Here is a 17,044-nt window from a genome sequence, read left to right on the forward strand (position 1 = left end):
GGGCTCACCAGTTGCGGAAACGCTTGGGGGGATCGTAGAGGCCGCCGGACCAGCGCACGAGGTCCTTCACCGAGCGGGCGGCGAGGAGGTCGCGCGTGGCCATGCGCGGATCGATGCCGAGGTCGGCGGGGCGCTGCACGATGCCGCGGCCTTGCAGGTTCTCGCCCACCTTGCGATCGCGCGCCAGGCCGACGGGCGTGTAGCCCGCGACATTGCGGATCGCCTGCTCGCGCTCGGCCAGCGTCTCGCAGCGGTGCAGGTGCGCGATGCCCTCCTCCGTCACGAGGTGCGTCACGTCGTCGCCATAGACCATGACCGGCGGAAGTGACAGGCCGAAGTCTTCCTGCAGCTTCCACGCATCGAGGCGCTCGACGAACGTGGGCGCCATCTTGTCCTGGAAGGTCTCGACCAGCTGCACGACGAGCTTCCGGCCGCGCGGCATTGTCGAGCCGTGGCGCGCGCTTTCGAGGCCCGCCTTCAGCCAACCGGGGCTTGCGTGACGGCGTCCGCGCGACTCGCTGCCGAAGTTGGGCGCTCCACCGAAGCCCGTCACGCGATTCAACGTGGCCGTCGACGAATTGCCCTCGAGGTCCATCTGCAGCGTGGATCCGGTGAAGAGATCGGTGTAATGCCCGGCCAACTGGCAGAACACGCGGTTCGATCGCATGGTGCCGTCGGGTCCGTTGAAGAATACGTCGGGCCGCGCGGCGCAGTACGCCTCCATGCCGAGCTCGGAGCCTGCGCAATGGATCGCCTCCACGAAGCCGGACTCGATGGCGGGGATCAGCGTCGGGCACGGGTTCACCGACATGAACTTGCAGATCTTCCCCTTCAAGCCGAGGCTCTCCGCGTACGTGGGCAGGATGAGCTCGATCGCCGCCGTGTCGAAACCGATGCCGTGGTTCAGGCGCGCGATCTCGTAGGGGCCGTAGATGCCCTTCACGACCATCATCGCCATGAGGATCTGGATCTCGGTGACCTGCGCCGGGTCGCGCGTGAAGATGGGTTCGAGATGGTGCGGCTTGGGCGCCTTCACGACGAAGCCGACCCAGTCGGCGGGAACATCGACGCGCGGGACTTTCTCGACGATCTCGTTCACCTGCGCGACCACGATGCCCTGCTTGAACGCCGTGCTCTCGACGACCGCGGGCGTGTCCTCGGTGTTGGGGCCCGTATAGAGGTTGCCTTCGCGGTCCGCGCTCTGCGCCGCCACGAAAGACACGCGCGGCGTGAGATCGATGAAGTAGCGGCTGTAGAGCTCGAGGTAGGTGTGGATCGCGCCCACCTCGACCTTGTTCTCCTTGATCAGGCGCGCCATGCGCACGCCCTGGTCGCCGGAGAAGCAGAAGTCCAGGCGGCGGGCGATACCCCGCTCGAAGATATCCAGGTGCGAAGGCAGCGACAGCGTCGACTGCACGACGTGCAGATCGTGGATCACCGCGGGATCGAGCTTCGCCAGCGCACCCGAGAGGAAGTCGGCCTGCTTCTGGTTGTTGCCCTCGACGCAGATGCGATCGCCGGAAACGAGGATGGCATTCAACAGGTCGCCAATGCGCGCGGCATCGACGACCTTGCCCAGGCCTGCGGCGCGGGCGCGCTCGAGGCGCCGCGCTCGCTCCTGCTCGCCCTGGTTCCAGGCGCGGGCCATCAACTCTCGAGCGTGATGTTGGCTTCGCGGATCACCTTGCCCCACTTGGCGAGGTCGGCCTTGAGCATCTCGTTCACCTGCGCGGGGGTGCGCGGCCCGACGTCCTCGTTGCCGAGCTTCTCCAGCTCCTTGATGAGGTCGGCGTCGACGAGGGCCGATTTCAGGTCCTTCTCGAAGCGCTGCGCGACCGGCGCGGGCAGCGACGCGGGGCCGACCATCATGAACCACAGCACGGCTTCGTAGCCCGGGATCGTCTCGGCGACCGTGGGCACGTCGGGCAGCGGGGCGGAGCGCTTGGCACTCGTGACCGCGAGAGCGCGCGCCTTGCCGGCCTGGATCATCTGCAGGGCCGGGCCGATCGTCGCGAACATCACCGGCACCTGGCCGCCGATGAGATCGGTGAGCGCCGGAGCCGCGCCCTTGTACGGCACGTGCGTCATCTTCACGCCGGCCTGCGCCTTGAAGAGCTCGCCCGCGAGGTGGTGCACGGAACCCACGCCCGAGCTCGCGTAGTTGAGCTTGTCCGGCTGCGCCTTGGCGAGCGCGATCAGGTCCTTGATGTTGTTGGCGGGCACGCTGGGGTGCACGAGAACCACGAGGCCCGTCGCGCACACGTACGAGAGCGCGGTGAAATCCTTCAGCGGGTCGTAACCGACCTTGCGCAGGTTCGGCATGATCGTCATCGGGCCCGAATCGGTGAGGCCGATGGTGTAGCCGTCGCCGGTGGACTTGGCGACGAAGTCCGCGCCCAGCGAGGCGCCCGCGCCCGGCTTGTAGTCCGGCACGACGGGCTGTCCCAACCCCTTCTCGAGGTAACGGCCCACGAGGCGGCCGGTTGCGTCGGTGGCCCCTCCGGTCGAGTAGCCGATGATCATCTTCACCGGCTTGTCGGGAAACGCGGCGCGTGCGACGCCGGGAAGGGTGAGGGCCGCTGCGCCGGCGGCCAAGCCGTGCAGCACGGTGCGTCGTTGGTGGTTCATGGAGCTCTCCTCGTGCGGCCCACGGAGCGGGGCCTTAGATGTCGGTGGTGTCGCGGGTGAACTTCTCGATGACGTCTAACAGCTTGTCGGTGGCCTTCGCGGCGGCCGTGGCATCGCCGTCGGCGATGGCGCGCGCGATGTCGGCGTGCAGCTTCGCCGTCATGGGCATGTCGGCCGCCTGCTTGTAGTGGATGTACCAGAACCGGCGCGAGAGCGAATGCATGAGGCTCATCGCACCGAGGGCGAACTCGTTGTGCGACGCCTGGCTGCAAAGCTCGTTGAAGGCGCGGTCGGTGCGCATGAAAGCCACGTCGTCGTTGGCCTTCGCGGAGCGCTCGAAGCTGCGCACGATCTCGCGGAACTGCTCGCGCTCCTGCTCGGTGGCGCGCTTCGCCGCGCTGCGGGCCACGAGGCGCTCCAGCTCCCTGCGCACCTCGAGCAGGCGAAGCTGGCTCTTCACGTTGATCTCGGAGACGAGGATGCCGCGGCGCGGGAGGATCACCACCAGGCGTTCGCGCGCGAGGCGCTGCAGGGCTTCGCGGATCGGCGTCCTTCCGATGCCCAGCTTCTCGGAGAGCTCCGCTTCGGAGACGGCCGCGCCAGGCGCGAGCCGCAGCGTGACGATCATCTCCTCGAGATCCGCGTAGGCGCGGTCCGTGAGGCTCTGGGCCGGTCCGTCGGCTCGGGCGGGACGCTTCGGCATGGGCTAGTGGTGCTTCCGCTTCTCGACCAGGCCCACGAACTTCTCGTATTCCTTCTCGTCCACGCCGTAGCTGTGGTCGTCGTCGGGGAACGTGCCGGCCTTCACCTCGGTGATGTATTGCGTGATGCCCTTCACGGCCACCTCGGTCAGGTTCGCGAAGCGCTTGGTGAACTTGGGCTTGAAGTCGGTGAAGACGCCGAGCAGGTCGTGGCAGAGCAGGATCTGCCCGTCGGTGCCCACGCCGGCGCCGATGCCGATGGTGGGGATCTCGAGCTGCTCGCTGATCACGCGCGCGATCTTCGAGGGGACCGCTTCGAATTCGAGCATGAAGCAGCCCGCGTCCTGGATGGCGAAGGCGTCCTCGAGGATCTTCATCGCCGTGTCCGCCGTCTTGCCCTGGATCTTGAAGCCGCCGAACATGGCGACCGTGTGGGGCGTGAGCCCGATGTGCGAAGCCGTGGGGATGCCGCTGTCCACCAGCGCCTTGAGGATGTGGGCCTGCGACTTGCCGCCTTGCGGCTTCACCGCATCCGTGCCCGCCTCCTGCATGAAGCGCGTGGCGTTCACGAGGGCGCGATCGACCGTGTTGTAGCTCTGGTAGGGCATGCAGCCCAATACAAAGGTGTTGGGAGCGCCGCGGCGGATGGCCTGCGCGTGCAGCGTCATCATGTCCATGGTCGCGGGGATGGTGTTGGTATGGCCGTGCGCGATCATCGCGAGGCTGTCGCCCACCACGGCCACGTCCACGCCGGCCATCTCGGCCCAGCGGGCGGCGGTGTACTCCGGCACCGACATGTAGACCATCTTCTCGCCGGTGTGCTTGGAGTCGCGGATCTCCTGGATCGTGCGTTTCTTCCGCGCCGGCGTTGCGGGTGCTTCGGACTTCTCGGCCACGTCGTTCTCCTCGAACGCTCCGTCATTCCCGCGAAGGCGGGAATCTTGACTTCTTGTGTGATGCACAACTAATATATCAGCAACTCGACCACCCCGGCAACACCGGAGGGCCCGCCCATGATGACCGATAAGCAGCGCAAGTTCCGCGAGAAGTACGTCGCCGAGATCAGCCCGTACTACAGCGGCCTGCTCCACATCGCGGTGATGTACACGGCCGGCATCGGCGCCATCGTGTGGTGCGTCTCGCGCATGGTGAACCCGACGTGGGAGTGGCTCCTCGTCATCCCGGTCGCGATCGGCGGCAACTTCATCGAGTGGGGCATGCACAAGTTCGTGATGCACCGGCTGCGGGATGTCTTCGCCGTGCGCGCCATCTACGACCGCCACACTCGCCAGCACCACCAGTACTTCACCGACAACGACCACGAGATCCATTCGATCCAGGAGTTCCGCATCGTGTTCTTCCCGTGGCGCGTGCTCACGGTGCTGGCCGTCGCGGGCGGCGGGCTGTCGCTCCTGGTCGCGCAGGTGCTGGGCGCGAATGCGGGCTACGTCACCTTCATCACGATGCTCGGCCACTACATGGTGTACGAGACGTTCCACTTCTGCTGCCACGTCCCCGAGAACGGGTTCGTGCGCAACATGCCGTTCGTGAACACCATCCGCCGCCACCACGCCGCGCACCACAACATGGGGATCATGATGCACGTGAACATGAACCTCACCTTCCCCGTCGCGGACTGGGCGATGGGGACGAGCGACTTGAAGCGCGGGCTGATCGGCCACCTGTTCAACGGGTACAGCGACAAGCACGTGAAGGACGAGCTGAAGCCGATCATCGCGCGCTTCCGCAATGCGAAGGTCGAAGAGGAGCGCGTGACGCTGGAGGGGCCGGTGCTGAACGACGAGGAGAAGCAGGTCCTCGCGAAGGCTGCTTAGGGCGAAAGGCGTCCTCCGCAGATAAACACGGATGAACGCAGATGCTTGAAATGCAAAGGGCGCCCGAAGGCGCCCTTTTCTTTGAATCAGCGGAAGCTACAAGCCGCACTCGCTCGTGATCGCCCCGAACACATGCCGCTGAAGCAGCTGGTTCGCTGACTTGCCGTCCGCCGTGTACGAGAGCGAGGCGGATCCCTCGGCCCCGAACGCGAGCGACATCGACCCGATCTCCGCCACCGAGTTGCCCGCCACGCGGTAGAGCGTGCCGCCGAATGCGCTGCCGCTGCCCTTCGCCTGGCTCTTGCCGTCGGACATCAGCGTCCACGTCGGCTGCTGCTGGGCGTCGTAGCCGAAGATCACGCCGAAGGCCGTGTCGCCGCGATGCGAGACCGCGAGGCCCCAGCCCGAGTTCTCCGGCTGGTAGTAGAGCGCGGTGTAGTTCGGCAGGTGGGTCGCCTTGCTTGCCGCGGAGTTGCTCCAGCCGCAGTTGCGGTCGCTCACGAACCGGGTGCGCGTGATCGCCGTGCTGCGCTTCGCGTCGCCGATCGTGTAGCTGAGCGATGCGCTGTCGTTGGAGTCCGGCGCGAAGGTGAGCGTGCCGACCGCGGTCGCGCGGACGCCGGCGCCGGCGAGGCCTTGCATGCGATAGAGCGTGCCGGAGAAGGAGCCGTTACCCGCGCGCTTGCCCTCGGACATCGTGTACCAGCGCGGGGCGCCCGCTTCGTCGCGCAGGAAGAGCGCACCGAACATCGTGGTGCCCTGCTGCTCGAGGTAGATGCCCCAGCCGCTCTCGTTGGCATTCCACCAGAGGTCGGTGGCATTGAAGGCCTGCGAGACGAGCGATTCCGGAGCGCGCAGGATCGAGACCGTGCCCGGACCCGTGTTGATGGCATACGCCGCGCCGCTGAGCGGATTCACCGCGATGCTCAGCGCCACGAGCGAGCCGGGTTGGAAGGTCTCTCCGAGGGCGATGGTGTCGAGGCGATCGCCGCCCGCGGAGTACACCGCGGCATAGCCGCCGTAGCTGAACCCCACGTAGAGGTTGCGCGACACCGGCTCGAAGGCGATCGAGCGCGTGGAGAATTCGAGCTCCACGGCCGTCAGGGCGCCGGTGGCCGGGTTCACGATCGAGAAGCGCTTGTTGAACATGTCCAGCGCATACACGTTGCCGGTCAGCGGATCGAGCGTGAGCGCGCCCATGATGTTCGGCAGGTTGTAGACCCGCGTCCCGTCGGCCATGTAGGTGACCGGCGTGTAGTCCGGCAGCAGGATCGTGCGCTTGATCGCCAGCGTGGCCGTGTCGAGCACGAAGAGCGCGGCGCGCACGCTCGGGGCGTCGCGCATGAAGTCGGCGTGCCCGAGGACGTAGAGCTCGTCGCCGGAAGCGGATCCGAGCATCTGCATCCCGCGCCGACCCACGGACACCGCGGGCCCGAACGTACCCGAAGCCGTGTCGAGCTCTCGCACGTACGCCGGCAGCTCCTGGGCAAAACCGTAGAGCTTCACCATGACGAACACGCGGTCGCCGACGGCGAGGATCGAGGTCGGGTCCATGTCCGGCATCGCGAAGACGCGCGTGGCGCCTGTCGAGAGATCCACCTCGGTGACGTTTCCGCTCATCTGGCCGGGGACGAAGGTCGTGGTCGCGACCCGGTTGCGGCCGACGACGTAGGCGCGATTCTTCGAGTCGATGACGGCCACGGCAAACGGCTGCTGCCCGGTCGTGACGATCCGCATCGAAAGCGTATCGGCGTCGATGAGGCTGACGCGATCGGCCGTGGGATGCGTGACGACCACCGAGCGCAACGCGGAGCTCACGGCGAGGTCGCCCGGCGTGCCCGCGCTCGGGAGCACGGTGACCAAACCGTCGAGGCCCAGCACCGAGATCGAGCCGGCGTCGTTGCGGGCGGGTCCGACGTTGGCCGTGAAGAGCCGGCCCGTGGTCTTGTCGACCGCGGCGTTGTTCACACCGGCGCCGACGGCGATCGTCTCGGATTCGCGCAGGGCCGCGGCAGCGGGCAGCGCGAGCGTCAGTACGGTGAAGAGGGTGGCGAGGCGGGCGGAGCGGCGATCCATGGATGGCGTCCTTTCATCATGGGCGGCGGAGGGGGCGGCGTACCGGATTATTGCGCTTTCTTGCACGAAGCTGGTGACAATTTCGTGTCTGCAATCAATGGTGTAGGACAGTTTCCCCTCATGAAAAAGGGCGCCCGAAGGCGCCCTGATTTCTTTCCGCTACGTCTTGGCTGTGATCGGCGTTTATCCGCGTTTATCTGCGGAGGACGCCTTTCGCCTTAGGCAGTGACGCGACGCTTGTACTCGTGCGTGCGGGTGTCGATCTCGATGCGGTCGCCCGTCTCGCAGAACGCCGGCACGTTGATCTCGAACCCCGTCGAAAGCTTGGCGGGCTTGAGCACCTTGCCCGACGTGTCGCCGCGAACCGCCGGCTCCGTGTACGTCACCTCACGAACGATCGTCGTGGGCAGCTCGAAGGAGATCGCGCGGCCGTTGTAGAACACGGCTTCGCCGGTCATGCCGTCTTCGAGGTAGTTGATCGCTTCGCCGATCGAATCCTTCTCGATGTCGATCTGGTTGTACTCGCTGTCCATGAAGACGTAGAGCGGGTCGGCGAAGTACGAGAAGTTCACTTCCTTCTTCTCGAGGATCTGGAGCTCGAAGCGGTCGTCGGCCTTGTAGACCGTCTCCTGGTTGCTGCCCGTCAGGAGGTTCTTCATCTTGAGCTTCATGGTGGCGGCGCTGCGGCCACCTTTGTTGTATTCGGTCTTGAGCACGACCCACGGATCATTGTTGATCTGGATCACATTCCCGCTACGCAGTTCTTGGGCAATTTTCATGGTGGGTTCCGTTTTCTGTCCGCTGGCGTCGAGCGGCAGCTTCGCTGTCCGCTCCAACGCCGTACTCGGTATTAAAGTCGTTGAAAAAGCTCGCTATTTTAGCACGTGGTCGGCGAAATCGACAATTGCGGATGCAAGGTCGGTCCGGGAGGCCTGCCGATCCGCCCAGCTCCGGGCGTGGGCCCCGAGGGCGGGCAGCCGGGCCCGGAATTCCTCCCACGCCTTCGCCACGCCCTCACCCCGGTTCCAGGCTTCCCAGAGCGCCGTGACCGCCGCGGCGTCCGGGCGATCCAGGCCCTCGGTATAGCGCGCAAGGAATGCCGAGAGCTTGATCCAGTGGGCGCCGTCCTCGGTGGGATAGATGTGCCAGATAAAAGGTCGCGCCGCCCATTGCGCCCGCAGGAAGGAATCCTCCCCACGGACGAAGTTCACGTCGCAGGACCACAGGAGCTCGTCGTAGCGGTCCTGCTGGAGGAACGGCGTATCGACACCGGGGCGGATCGCCTCCACGGGAGGATCACTCGCGCGAAATGCGGCGAGCAGCTCGTCGACAGGCGCGGACGGATACGCGAAGACGCTCGCGCGCAGCCCGGGCTCGCGCGGATGCGAGAGGCGCCAGGCCTCGCGCCTTGCGACGAGATCGCCCTCGCGCAGCAGGCCACCGGTCTTGCGCGTGAAGCCGGGGAAGAAGTAGTGCTTCACCAGCGGCAGCTTCGTATGCGGCGAGGGCAACGCGTGGCTGCCCTCCACCCAGTCCTCGGCGCTCAGGTACTCGAGGTTGATCCAGCGCGGGCGCGGCGAGCGCTCCGCCATCGCGAGGACGTAGGCCGGCGGCGGATCGCAGCCGAAAGTCTCGACGACCACGTCGGCGACGTCCGCGGGCGTGAAGTCCTCGCGCCAGCGCACGACCTCCACGCCTTCCAGTTCCTGCGTGTCTCGCGTCGCATCGATCTCGGGGCGGATAACGGCGAGCACCTCGAGCGCGCCCAGCCACAGGCGCACGCGCTTGCCGTGCTCGCGCGCGACCTCCCGCGCGAGACGCCAGGCCACGCCGGCGTCGCCGTAGTTATCGACGACCTTGCAGAAGATGTCCCAGCGCTCGTCCATCCGGCGGATTCTACGGGGCTGGATTAGCATCGGGGCATGCGCATCCTCATCCTCGGCGGCACCGTGTTCCTGGGCCGCGCCCTCACCGACGCGGCGATCGCCGCCGGCCATGACGTCTCCCACCTCAATCGCTGCCAGTCCTCGGGGCCGGATCCGCGCGTCGAGTGCCTGAAGGCCGACCGCACCGACGAGAGCGCGCTGCGCTCCGCGGTGGCCGGCAAGCGCTGGGATGTGGTGGTCGACACCTCGGGCTACCTGCCGGGCGTGGTGTCGATGGCCGTGAAGGCGCTGCGCAGCACGGCTCCGCGCTATGCCTTCGTCTCGACGATCTCGGTGTATTCGGGGGCGGACGGATTCGGCGAGGACGCGAGCGTCGCCCCGCCGCCCGATCCGGTGCCCGATGCGATGACGCCCGAGACCTACGGTGCGTTGAAGGCGATGTGCGAGGCCGCGGTGCGCGACGTGCACGGCGACCGCGCGCTGATCGTCCGGCCCGGGCTGATCGTCGGCCCTCACGATCCCACCGACCGCTTCACGTACTGGCCGCACCGCATCGCGCTGGGCGGCACCGTGCTCGCCCCGGGCCGTGCCGGCCGGCGCATCCAGTTCATCGACGTGCGCGACCTCGCGGCGTGGATGGTGACGCTGCTCGAGCGCGACATCGGCGGCACGTTCAACGCGACCGGCCCCGCGGGAACGCTCACGATGGGCAACCTGCTGGAGAGCTGCATCACGACCACGCGGGCCCGCGCCGGGCTCGCGTGGGCCGACGAGGCTTTCCTGGCGGAGAACGGCGTCGCGCCGTGGAAAGAAATGCCGCTCTGGGTGCCCGAGAAGGACGGAGGATTCCTGCAGGTGCCGATCGGACGGGCGCTGGGGACGGCGCTTCGCTTTCGTCCGCTCGCCGAGACCATCGCCGACACGCTCGCGTGGTCCCGCAAACGGCCGGTCGATCACGTTTGGAAGGCGGGCATTACGCCGGAGCGAGAACGCGAGCTGCTCGCCAAGCGCTAACGTTGTTGGAACCGCCGATCTCCGCCGATGAAAATCTTGGGTGTGGAGCTGCGCGAAACGAGGCAGCGCCACTCCCGCCACGACCAAACACCTCAGGATTTATCGGCGGAGATCGGCGCCCTTCATCGGCGGGGATCGGCGGTTCCAAAAGTCCTTCCCAACCTTCACCCTCCGAGAGCCAGGTAGAGATCCACGATGGCGCTACGTCGATCGCGCTCCGCATCCACCGCCTCGAGACGCACGGCGAGCAACTGGCGCTCCGTCTCGAGCAGCTCGAAGAGGCTGTACACCCCGTTGTCGTAGCGCAGCCGCGCAAGCTCCAGCGAACGTGCGAGCGCTTTCTCGCGATTGCGCTGCGCCTCGAGGATCTCGCGCGTGTTGCTCTGCGCGGCGATGGCCTCGCGGGTCTCGCGGAAGGCATTGGCGATCGCCTGCACGTACAGCAGCGCCGCCTCGCGCGTGCGGGCATTCTCGAGATCCACGCCGCCACGGATCTGCCCCGCGGCGAAGAGCGGCTGCAGCAGGTTGCCGCCCACCGACCAGACGCGCGCCGGACCCTTGAAGAGATCGGAGAGCTGCTGGCTCTCGCCGCCATAGAAGCCGGTGAGCGAGATGGACGGGAAGTACGCCGCGCGGGCCACGCCGATGCGCGCGTTGGCGGCCTTCAGGCGCTCCTCCGCCTGGCGGAGATCCGGCCGCCTCAGCAGCAGGTCGGACGGCAGTGCGGCCGGCACTTCGACGACGGCGTCGTACGTGATGCCGCGTTCGACGCGGGCAGTGAACACCTCGCGCGGGCTGCGGCCGAGCAGCACGGCGAGCGCGCCCTCCTGGCGCAGGCGCCGCTGGTAGATCGCGGGGATGAGCGCGCGGGCGCCCTCGACATCCGAGCGGACCTGGTTCAGCTCGAGCTCGCCGACGATGCCGGAGTCGTAGCGCAGCTGCTGCAGCTCGAGGCCCTTGCTGCGGCCCACGAGCGTGCGCTCGGCGATCGCCGCGCCTTCATCCAGCGCGCGCAGCGCGAAGTAGCCGCGCACCACGTCGCCGACGAGGGTGTTGCGGATCGCATCGCGTCCCGCTTCGGTGGCCGCGAGCTCCGCCTTCGCGGCTTCCGTCGCACGGCGGTACTTGCCCCAGAAATCCAGCTCCCAGCTCGCGCGGAGCACGAGGCGGTTGGTGTCGCTGTAGATCGCATCCGACGGCAGCGGGAACGGGCCCACGGCCGAGGCCTTGTCGCGGCTCTTGTCGAACCCGACACCGGCCTGCGGGAACTGGTCCGAGCGCGTGATGGTGAACTGCGCCCGTGCCTGCTCGATGCGCTCCGCGGCGGCCTTGAGATCCCGGTTGGCGTCGAGCGCTTCGGCCACGAGCGAATCCAGCACCGCGTCGTTGAAGACCTTCCACCACTGGTCCGGCACCGTGGTCGCGTTGGTCGAGGGCACGCCGAGGTTGCCGGGCAGCTCGACCGGCGGACGCTCGTAGTCGGGGCCTACCGTGCAGGCGGCGAGGAGAGCGGTGAGCGTCACCGCGACTACGAGCCGTCCCCGTGCAGACAGGGACCCAGGAAATTTGTTCATTGCGGACCCTCCGGCCGTTGCATGCCGTGGACCACGGAGTGCGACCCGGCCTTGTGCTGCTGCAACTCGCGGTGGTGCGCGGCTTCCTGCTTCAGCTCTTCGCTCGAGCGCGACTCGCCGAGCTTGCGCTCCATCACCAGCTTGTAGAAGTACGGCACGAAGAAGATCGCGAGGAACGTGGCCGCCAGCATGCCGCCCATCACGCCCGTGCCGACCGATTGGCGGGCACCCGCGCCCGCGCCGGACGAGATGGCGAGCGGCAGCACGCCGAAGATGAACGCGAGCGAGGTCATGAGGATGGGCCGGAAGCGCAATCGCGCCGCCTCCAGCGCCGCCGCCGAGTATGACAGGCCCTCCTGGGACTTGAGCAGCGCGTATTCCACGATCAGGATCGCGTTCTTCGCGGCGAGGCCGATCAGCGTGACGAGGCCGATCTGGAAGTACACGTCGCTCGTGTATTGCGTCTCGCCGATCATGCTGCGCAGCGTGATCGCCAGCAGCGCCCCGAACATGCCGAACGGCACCGCGAGGATGACGGAGAGCGGCAGCGACCACTTTTCGTACTGCGCCGCGAGGATGAGGAAGGCCATGAACGCCCCGGCGACGAGCGCGATGCTGGAGCTGCCCGACGAGCGCTTCTCCTGGAAGGAGGCGCCCGTCCAGTCGATGCTGAAGTCCGGCGGCAGCGTCTTCGCGAGCCGCTCCACCGCCTCGATCGCCTGGCCCGAGCTCACGCCCGGAGCCCCGCTGCCGAAGATCTTGGTGGCCTGCGCGTTGTTGTAGCGCTCGAGTGTGTCCGGGCCGCTGATGTATTCGATGCGCGCCAACGCACTCACCGGGATCATCTCGCCCTTGTCGCTGCGCACGTACACGGCGCCCACGTCCTCCGGGCGCTTGCGGTAGCCCGGCTCGGCCGACATCAGCACCTGCCACGTGCGGCCGTACTTGTTGAAGTCGTTCACGTAGTACGTGCCCAGCGTGGCGGCGAGGGTGTTGAAGACCTCGTCCACCGAGACGCCGTAGGCCTTGGCCTTCTCGCGGTCCACGTCGACGAAAAGCTGCGGCACGTTGGGGCGCCACAGCGTCTGCATCATGCCCAGCTGCGGATCCTTGCTGGCGGCGGCGACGAATTGGTCCTTCACCTCGGCCAGGCGCTTGGGACCGCCTTCGCCGTGGTTCTGGATGTAGACCTCGAAGCCGCCCGCCGTGCCCAGGCCGAAGATGGCCGGAGCGTTGAACGCGATGGCGAGGCCCTCCTTCATGCCCATGGTGCGGCCGAAGTATTCGCCCACCAGCGCCTGCACCGGGACCTTGCGGTCCTTCCAGTGCTTCAGCGGGAAGAAGATCGTGGCCGCGTTGTTGCGGTAGGTGCCGCCGAGGAAATCGAAGCCCGTGAAGGCAACGGCGTTCTCGACGTTCTTGTTCTCGAGCACGGACGAGACAACCTGCTGCACCACTTTGTCCGTGCGCTCGAGCGACGAGCCGTCCGGCAGGATCACCGCGGCGATGTAGAAGCCCTGGTCCTCCTCCGGCACCAGCGAGGTGGGCGTGCGCCAGAAGAAGAACGCGGTGACGCCGATCATCACGGCATAGAGCGCCAGCACGAGGCCGCCGCGGCGGATCATCCAGGCGACGCCGTTTTCGTACCGGTCGGTCGCCTTGGCGAAGTTGCGGTTGAACCAGCGGGCCCAGCGGGCTTCATGCGCTTCGTCGTGCGGGCGCAGGACCATCACGCACAGCGCCGGCGTGAGCATCAGCGCGACCATGCCGGAGATCACCACGGCGATGGAGATGGTGACCGCGAACTGGCGATAGAGCTCGCCCGTGAGGCCGCCCAGGAACGCGATCGGGATGAACACCGCGCAAAGCACGAGGACGATGGCGACGATCGGACTCGTCACTTCGTTCATCGCCTTGATTGCGGCTTCTCGGGGCTCGAGCCCCTCCTCGCGCATGATGCGTTCGACGTTCTCCATGACGACGATGGCGTCGTCCACCACGATGCCGATGGCGAGCACCATGCCGAAGAGCGTGAGCGTATTGATGGAGTAGCCGAGGGCCAGCAGGCCGGCGAAGGCGCCGAACAGCGCGACCGGCACGGTGGCGAACGGAATCAGCGTGGCGCGCCAGTTCTGCAGGAACACGTAGACCACGACGAAGACCAGCACCATCGCGATCAGCAGCGTGTGGATCACCTCGTTGATCGACACTTCGACGAAACGCGTGGTGTCGTACACGGCGACCTGCGTGAGGCCCTGCGGAAACTTGGCCTCCAGGCCCTTCATGGTGGCGTTCACCTGCTTCGCCACCTCGAGCGCGTTGGCGCCCGGCTGCAGGAAGACGCCGATCAGCGTGGCCGGCTTGTTGCTGACACGGCCGGTGAAACTGTAGTCCTTGGACGCGAGCTCGACGCGTGCCACATCGACCAACCGCAGGCGCGAGCCGTCGGGATTCGCGCGGATGATGATCTGCTCGAATTCCTTCGGGTCCTGCAGGCGACCCTTGGTGGTGATGGTGTAGACGAGCTCCGTGCCGCCGCCCGTGGGCGGCTCGCCGATCTTGCCGGCGGCGAACTGCGCGTTCTGCTCGTTCACGGCGCGGATGACATCGCCCGGCGAGAGCTTCAACGCGGCGAGGCGGTCCGGCCGGAGCCAGATGCGCATCGCGTAGTCCTTGGCGCCGAAGATCTGCACGTTGGTGGTGCCGGGGATGCGCTTCACCTGGTCCAGCACGTTCAGCGTGACGTAGTTGGAGGTGTAGAAGTCGTCGAAGCGTCCGTCGGGCGAATACACCGCGATCACCTGCAGGAACGACGACGAGCCCTTCTCCACCGTGACGCCCTGGCGGCGCACTTCCTGCGGCAGGCGCGGCTCGACCTGCTTCACGCGGTTGTTCACGTTCAACGCGGCTTTGTCCACATCCGCGCCGATGTTGAAGGTGACCTGGATCTGCACCGTGCCGTTGGAGGACGACGCGGAGCTGATGTACAGGAGGTCTTCGACGCCGTTCAGCGTGTTCTCGATGGGTGCCGCGACCGTGGATTCCAGCACCGCGGCGGAAGCCCCGGGATAGACGGCCGTGACCGTGACGACGGGCGGCGCGATCTCCGGATACTGGGCGATGGGCAGGATGCGCATGGACGCAATGCCCGCCAGCGTGATGAACAGCGCGATGACGATCGCGAAGATAGGTCGGTCGATGAAGAAGCGGGAGAACATGGCGGTCTCCTACTTCTTTTCTTCTTTGGGCTGGGCCCCCGCCTTCGCGGGGGTGACGGGCTCGGCCTTCGCGGGCTCCGCCTTCGCGGGCTCCGCCTTCGCGTCCTTGGCCGGCGGTCCACCCTTGCCGGGGGCGCCGGGCGCTCCGGGCGGCGCGGCATTCGGGTCGCCCACCTGCACCTGCGCTCCGGGATAGACCTTCATCAATCCATCGACGATCACCTTGTCGCCGGCTTTCAGGCCCGATTCGATCACCCACTCGTCACCGACCCAATCGCCGACGGTGACGGGACGCGGCTCCGCCTTGCTCTCCGCGCCGAGGACATAGACGAGCTTGCCCTGCGGCATCTCCATCACCGCGCGCTGCGGCACGGTGATGGCGTTGGGACGCTGCGCCCCCTTGAGGACGGCACGCACGAACTGGCCGGGGCGAAGCTCGCCCGCGGTATTGGGAAGCTCCGCTCTCGCGTCCGAGGTGCCCGTGGTGTTGTTCACGCGCACGTCGTTGAAGGTGAGCTTGCCCGGCGCCTGATAGACCTTGCCGTTCTCGAGCTTCACGGTGACGTCGAAGCGCCCGTCCTTCGGCAGCACGAGCTTGCCGGCGGCCACTTCGCCGCGAAGGCGAAGCTGCTCCGATTCCGAGATGCCGAAGTTCACGTAGATCGGGTCGTACTGGCTCACGGTGGTGAGCAGCACATCCGGTCCGGAGACGAGGCTGCCCTCGCTCTTCAGCGAACGGCTGGTGACGCCGGAGACCGGGGACTCGACGTGCGTCCAGAGGAGGTTCAGGCGCGCTTCGTTCTGGCGGGCTTTCGCGGCCTTGAGATCCGCGCCAGCGACTTCCTCCGCGGAGGTGACGTCGTCGTAGTCCTTCTGCGACGCGGCCTTGGCTTCGTAGAGCGGCTTGTAGCGCTTGGCGTTGCGCGCGGCGGCACCGAGGCGAGCCTCGGCGGCGGCGACATCCGCATCCGTGCGGGCGAGCACGGCTTCGTACGGCGCGGCATCGAGCTGGAACAGCGACTGGCCGGCCTTCACCGTCGAGCCCTCGACGTAATTGCGCTTCACGAGGATGCCGGTGACGCGGGCGCGCACTTCCACCTCGCGCGATCCCGCCGTTTGCGCGGGATATTCGAACTCCACGTTCACGGTGCGCGGCTGCACTTCCTTCACCGCGACGACCCCGGGCGGGAATCCCCCGGCGTGCTGCGGGCCCTTGGGGCCGCAGGCCGTGAGCAGCACCAGCAGGGCCACGACGGTAAAGAGGAAGGGAAGCGCGAGGGAGGGCTTGAACGAGGCCATGGCGGGGATTTCCACAAGAACCGAGGGGGTTTACATACAGCGGTGAATGTATGCTAAATTACATACAAGCGTGAATGTATGTCAACGCTTATTTTGTTGCAGCGCCGCAACCCGAAGGATAAGGCATGGTCCGTCGCACCAAGGAAGAGGCCCAGGCCACGCGCGAAACCATCATCGACGCGGCCGAGAAGGTCTTCCACGAAAAAGGCGTCGCCCACGCGTCGCTGGAAGAAATTGCACACGCCGCCGGCTGCACGCGGGGTGCAATCTATTGGCACTTCAAGGACAAGGCGGATCTCTTCGACGCGATGATGGACCGGGTGGTTCTCCCCGTGGAGGCCATGCTCGACCGCGCCACGCAGGCCGGCGCCACCGATCCCCTCGCCATCCTCCGCCTGGCCACCATCGAGGTGCTGCAGCGCACCGCGAGGGACGCGCACCTGCAGCGCGTCTTCGACATCGCGTACCACAAGTGCGAATACGTCGGCGATGCCGCGGGCGTCCGCGAGCGCCACATCGCCAGCCAGCAGGAATGCCTCGGCTCCATCGAGGCGGGCTTCCACGCATGCATCGAGCAGGGTTACCTGCCCAAGTCGGTGAGCGCCAAGGAAGCGGCCATCGGCGCCATGTCGCTGGTCTCGGGCCTCATCGCCAACTGGGTGCTGGATCCCAAGAGCTTCTCGCTCTCGCGCCACGCGGAATCGCTGGTGGACATCTACTTCCGCGGGCTGCAGTCCACGCCGGTCACGGCGCAGGAGCCGCGCAGCAAGCCCGCGCCCCGCGCGCGGTTGAAGTCCGTCAAGTAATTGGGGT

Annotated in this window: 13 protein-coding genes; 3 read left to right on the forward strand and 10 right to left on the reverse strand. The window is 66.9% G+C overall.

What is annotated here, in order from left to right; genetic code table 11:
• Positions 1-4: 4 nt before the first annotated feature.
• Genes mdcA through panB form a run of 4 tightly spaced genes read right to left on the reverse strand, consistent with a single transcriptional unit; the run spans position 5 to position 4,225 of the window.
• Complete coding sequence (mdcA, locus tag DSM104443_RS15220) at positions 5-1,648, reverse strand: malonate decarboxylase subunit alpha (protein WP_171093683.1); 1,644 nt, start codon at positions 1,646-1,648, stop codon at positions 5-7.
• Positions 1,648-2,628, reverse strand: coding sequence for a Bug family tripartite tricarboxylate transporter substrate binding protein (locus DSM104443_RS15225; RefSeq protein ID WP_171093686.1), 981 nt, complete (start codon positions 2,626-2,628; stop codon positions 1,648-1,650). The genes mdcA and DSM104443_RS15225 overlap by 1 nt, the downstream gene beginning before the upstream one ends.
• A 34-nt stretch (positions 2,629-2,662) precedes the next feature.
• Positions 2,663-3,331: a GntR family transcriptional regulator gene (locus DSM104443_RS15230; protein WP_171093688.1), complete on the reverse strand. Its 669-nt coding sequence runs from the start codon at positions 3,329-3,331 to the stop codon at positions 2,663-2,665.
• 3 nt (positions 3,332-3,334) lie between these two features.
• Positions 3,335-4,225, reverse strand: a complete 891-nt coding sequence (gene panB / locus DSM104443_RS15235) for a 3-methyl-2-oxobutanoate hydroxymethyltransferase (protein ID WP_171093690.1) — start codon at positions 4,223-4,225, stop codon at positions 3,335-3,337.
• 117 nt (positions 4,226-4,342) lie between these two features.
• Between panB and DSM104443_RS15240 the strand changes: the two genes are divergently transcribed.
• On the forward strand, positions 4,343-5,164 hold the full coding sequence (locus DSM104443_RS15240) for a fatty acid hydroxylase family protein (protein ID WP_171093691.1): 822 nt from the start codon (positions 4,343-4,345) through the stop codon (positions 5,162-5,164).
• 96 nt (positions 5,165-5,260) lie between these two features.
• Here DSM104443_RS15240 and DSM104443_RS15245 read toward each other — a convergent pair whose 3' ends face one another.
• The 3 genes from DSM104443_RS15245 to DSM104443_RS15255 form a co-directional block, all read right to left on the reverse strand.
• Positions 5,261-7,240: a YncE family protein gene (locus DSM104443_RS15245; protein WP_171093693.1), complete on the reverse strand. Its 1,980-nt coding sequence runs from the start codon at positions 7,238-7,240 to the stop codon at positions 5,261-5,263.
• A gap of 218 nt (positions 7,241-7,458) precedes the next feature.
• Positions 7,459-8,019 carry an elongation factor P gene (gene efp / locus DSM104443_RS15250; RefSeq protein ID WP_171093695.1) on the reverse strand — a complete coding sequence of 187 codons (561 nt, stop codon included), beginning with the start codon at positions 8,017-8,019 and terminating at the stop codon, positions 7,459-7,461.
• A gap of 93 nt (positions 8,020-8,112) precedes the next feature.
• Positions 8,113-9,126: an elongation factor P maturation arginine rhamnosyltransferase EarP gene (locus DSM104443_RS15255; protein WP_171093698.1), complete on the reverse strand. Its 1,014-nt coding sequence runs from the start codon at positions 9,124-9,126 to the stop codon at positions 8,113-8,115.
• A 36-nt stretch (positions 9,127-9,162) separates the two neighbouring features.
• Here DSM104443_RS15255 and DSM104443_RS15260 point away from each other — a divergent pair, with 36 nt between their 5' ends.
• Positions 9,163-10,140 carry an NAD-dependent epimerase/dehydratase family protein gene (locus tag DSM104443_RS15260; RefSeq protein ID WP_171093700.1) on the forward strand — a complete coding sequence of 326 codons (978 nt, stop codon included), beginning with the start codon at positions 9,163-9,165 and terminating at the stop codon, positions 10,138-10,140.
• 164 nt (positions 10,141-10,304) lie between these two features.
• Here the strand turns inward: DSM104443_RS15260 and DSM104443_RS15265 are convergent, their stop codons facing one another.
• Genes DSM104443_RS15265 through DSM104443_RS15275 form a run of 3 tightly spaced genes read right to left on the reverse strand, consistent with a single transcriptional unit; the run spans position 10,305 to position 16,231 of the window.
• Positions 10,305-11,714 (reverse strand): efflux transporter outer membrane subunit, encoded by a 1,410-nt coding sequence (locus tag DSM104443_RS15265; protein WP_171093702.1) that lies wholly within the window; start codon positions 11,712-11,714, stop codon positions 10,305-10,307.
• Positions 11,711-14,932 (reverse strand): efflux RND transporter permease subunit, encoded by a 3,222-nt coding sequence (locus DSM104443_RS15270; protein WP_171093704.1) that lies wholly within the window; start codon positions 14,930-14,932, stop codon positions 11,711-11,713. The genes DSM104443_RS15265 and DSM104443_RS15270 overlap by 4 nt, the downstream gene beginning before the upstream one ends.
• A 9-nt stretch (positions 14,933-14,941) precedes the next feature.
• The gene (locus DSM104443_RS15275) at positions 14,942-16,231 is read right to left on the reverse strand and encodes an efflux RND transporter periplasmic adaptor subunit (RefSeq protein WP_171093706.1); all 1,290 of its coding nucleotides are present in this window, start codon (positions 16,229-16,231) and stop codon (positions 14,942-14,944) included.
• A 125-nt stretch (positions 16,232-16,356) separates the two neighbouring features.
• Here DSM104443_RS15275 and DSM104443_RS15280 point away from each other — a divergent pair, with 125 nt between their 5' ends.
• Positions 16,357-17,037: a TetR family transcriptional regulator gene (locus DSM104443_RS15280; RefSeq protein ID WP_171093709.1), complete on the forward strand. Its 681-nt coding sequence runs from the start codon at positions 16,357-16,359 to the stop codon at positions 17,035-17,037.
• Positions 17,038-17,044: the final 7 nt, after the last annotated feature.

Source organism: Usitatibacter rugosus (genome assembly GCF_013003965.1).
In the GTDB taxonomy this organism is placed as follows: Bacteria; Pseudomonadota; Gammaproteobacteria; order Burkholderiales; family Usitatibacteraceae; genus Usitatibacter; species Usitatibacter rugosus.

Coding starts and splice junctions, on each gene's coding strand:
- DSM104443_RS15225 (WP_171093686.1), bottom strand. CDS start 2,628: ATGAACCACCAACGACGCACCGTGCTGCACGGCTTGGCCGCCGGCGCA.
- DSM104443_RS15260 (WP_171093700.1), top strand. CDS start 9,163: ATGCGCATCCTCATCCTCGGCGGCACCGTGTTCCTGGGCCGCGCCCTC.
- DSM104443_RS15230 (WP_171093688.1), bottom strand. CDS start 3,331: ATGCCGAAGCGTCCCGCCCGAGCCGACGGACCGGCCCAGAGCCTCACG.
- DSM104443_RS15255 (WP_171093698.1), bottom strand. CDS start 9,126: ATGGACGAGCGCTGGGACATCTTCTGCAAGGTCGTCGATAACTACGGC.
- DSM104443_RS15265 (WP_171093702.1), bottom strand. CDS start 11,714: ATGAACAAATTTCCTGGGTCCCTGTCTGCACGGGGACGGCTCGTAGTC.
- efp (WP_171093695.1), bottom strand. CDS start 8,019: ATGAAAATTGCCCAAGAACTGCGTAGCGGGAATGTGATCCAGATCAAC.
- DSM104443_RS15240 (WP_171093691.1), top strand. CDS start 4,343: ATGATGACCGATAAGCAGCGCAAGTTCCGCGAGAAGTACGTCGCCGAG.
- DSM104443_RS15245 (WP_171093693.1), bottom strand. CDS start 7,240: ATGGATCGCCGCTCCGCCCGCCTCGCCACCCTCTTCACCGTACTGACG.
- mdcA (WP_171093683.1), bottom strand. CDS start 1,648: ATGGCCCGCGCCTGGAACCAGGGCGAGCAGGAGCGAGCGCGGCGCCTC.
- DSM104443_RS15270 (WP_171093704.1), bottom strand. CDS start 14,932: ATGTTCTCCCGCTTCTTCATCGACCGACCTATCTTCGCGATCGTCATC.
- DSM104443_RS15280 (WP_171093709.1), top strand. CDS start 16,357: ATGGTCCGTCGCACCAAGGAAGAGGCCCAGGCCACGCGCGAAACCATC.
- DSM104443_RS15275 (WP_171093706.1), bottom strand. CDS start 16,231: ATGGCCTCGTTCAAGCCCTCCCTCGCGCTTCCCTTCCTCTTTACCGTC.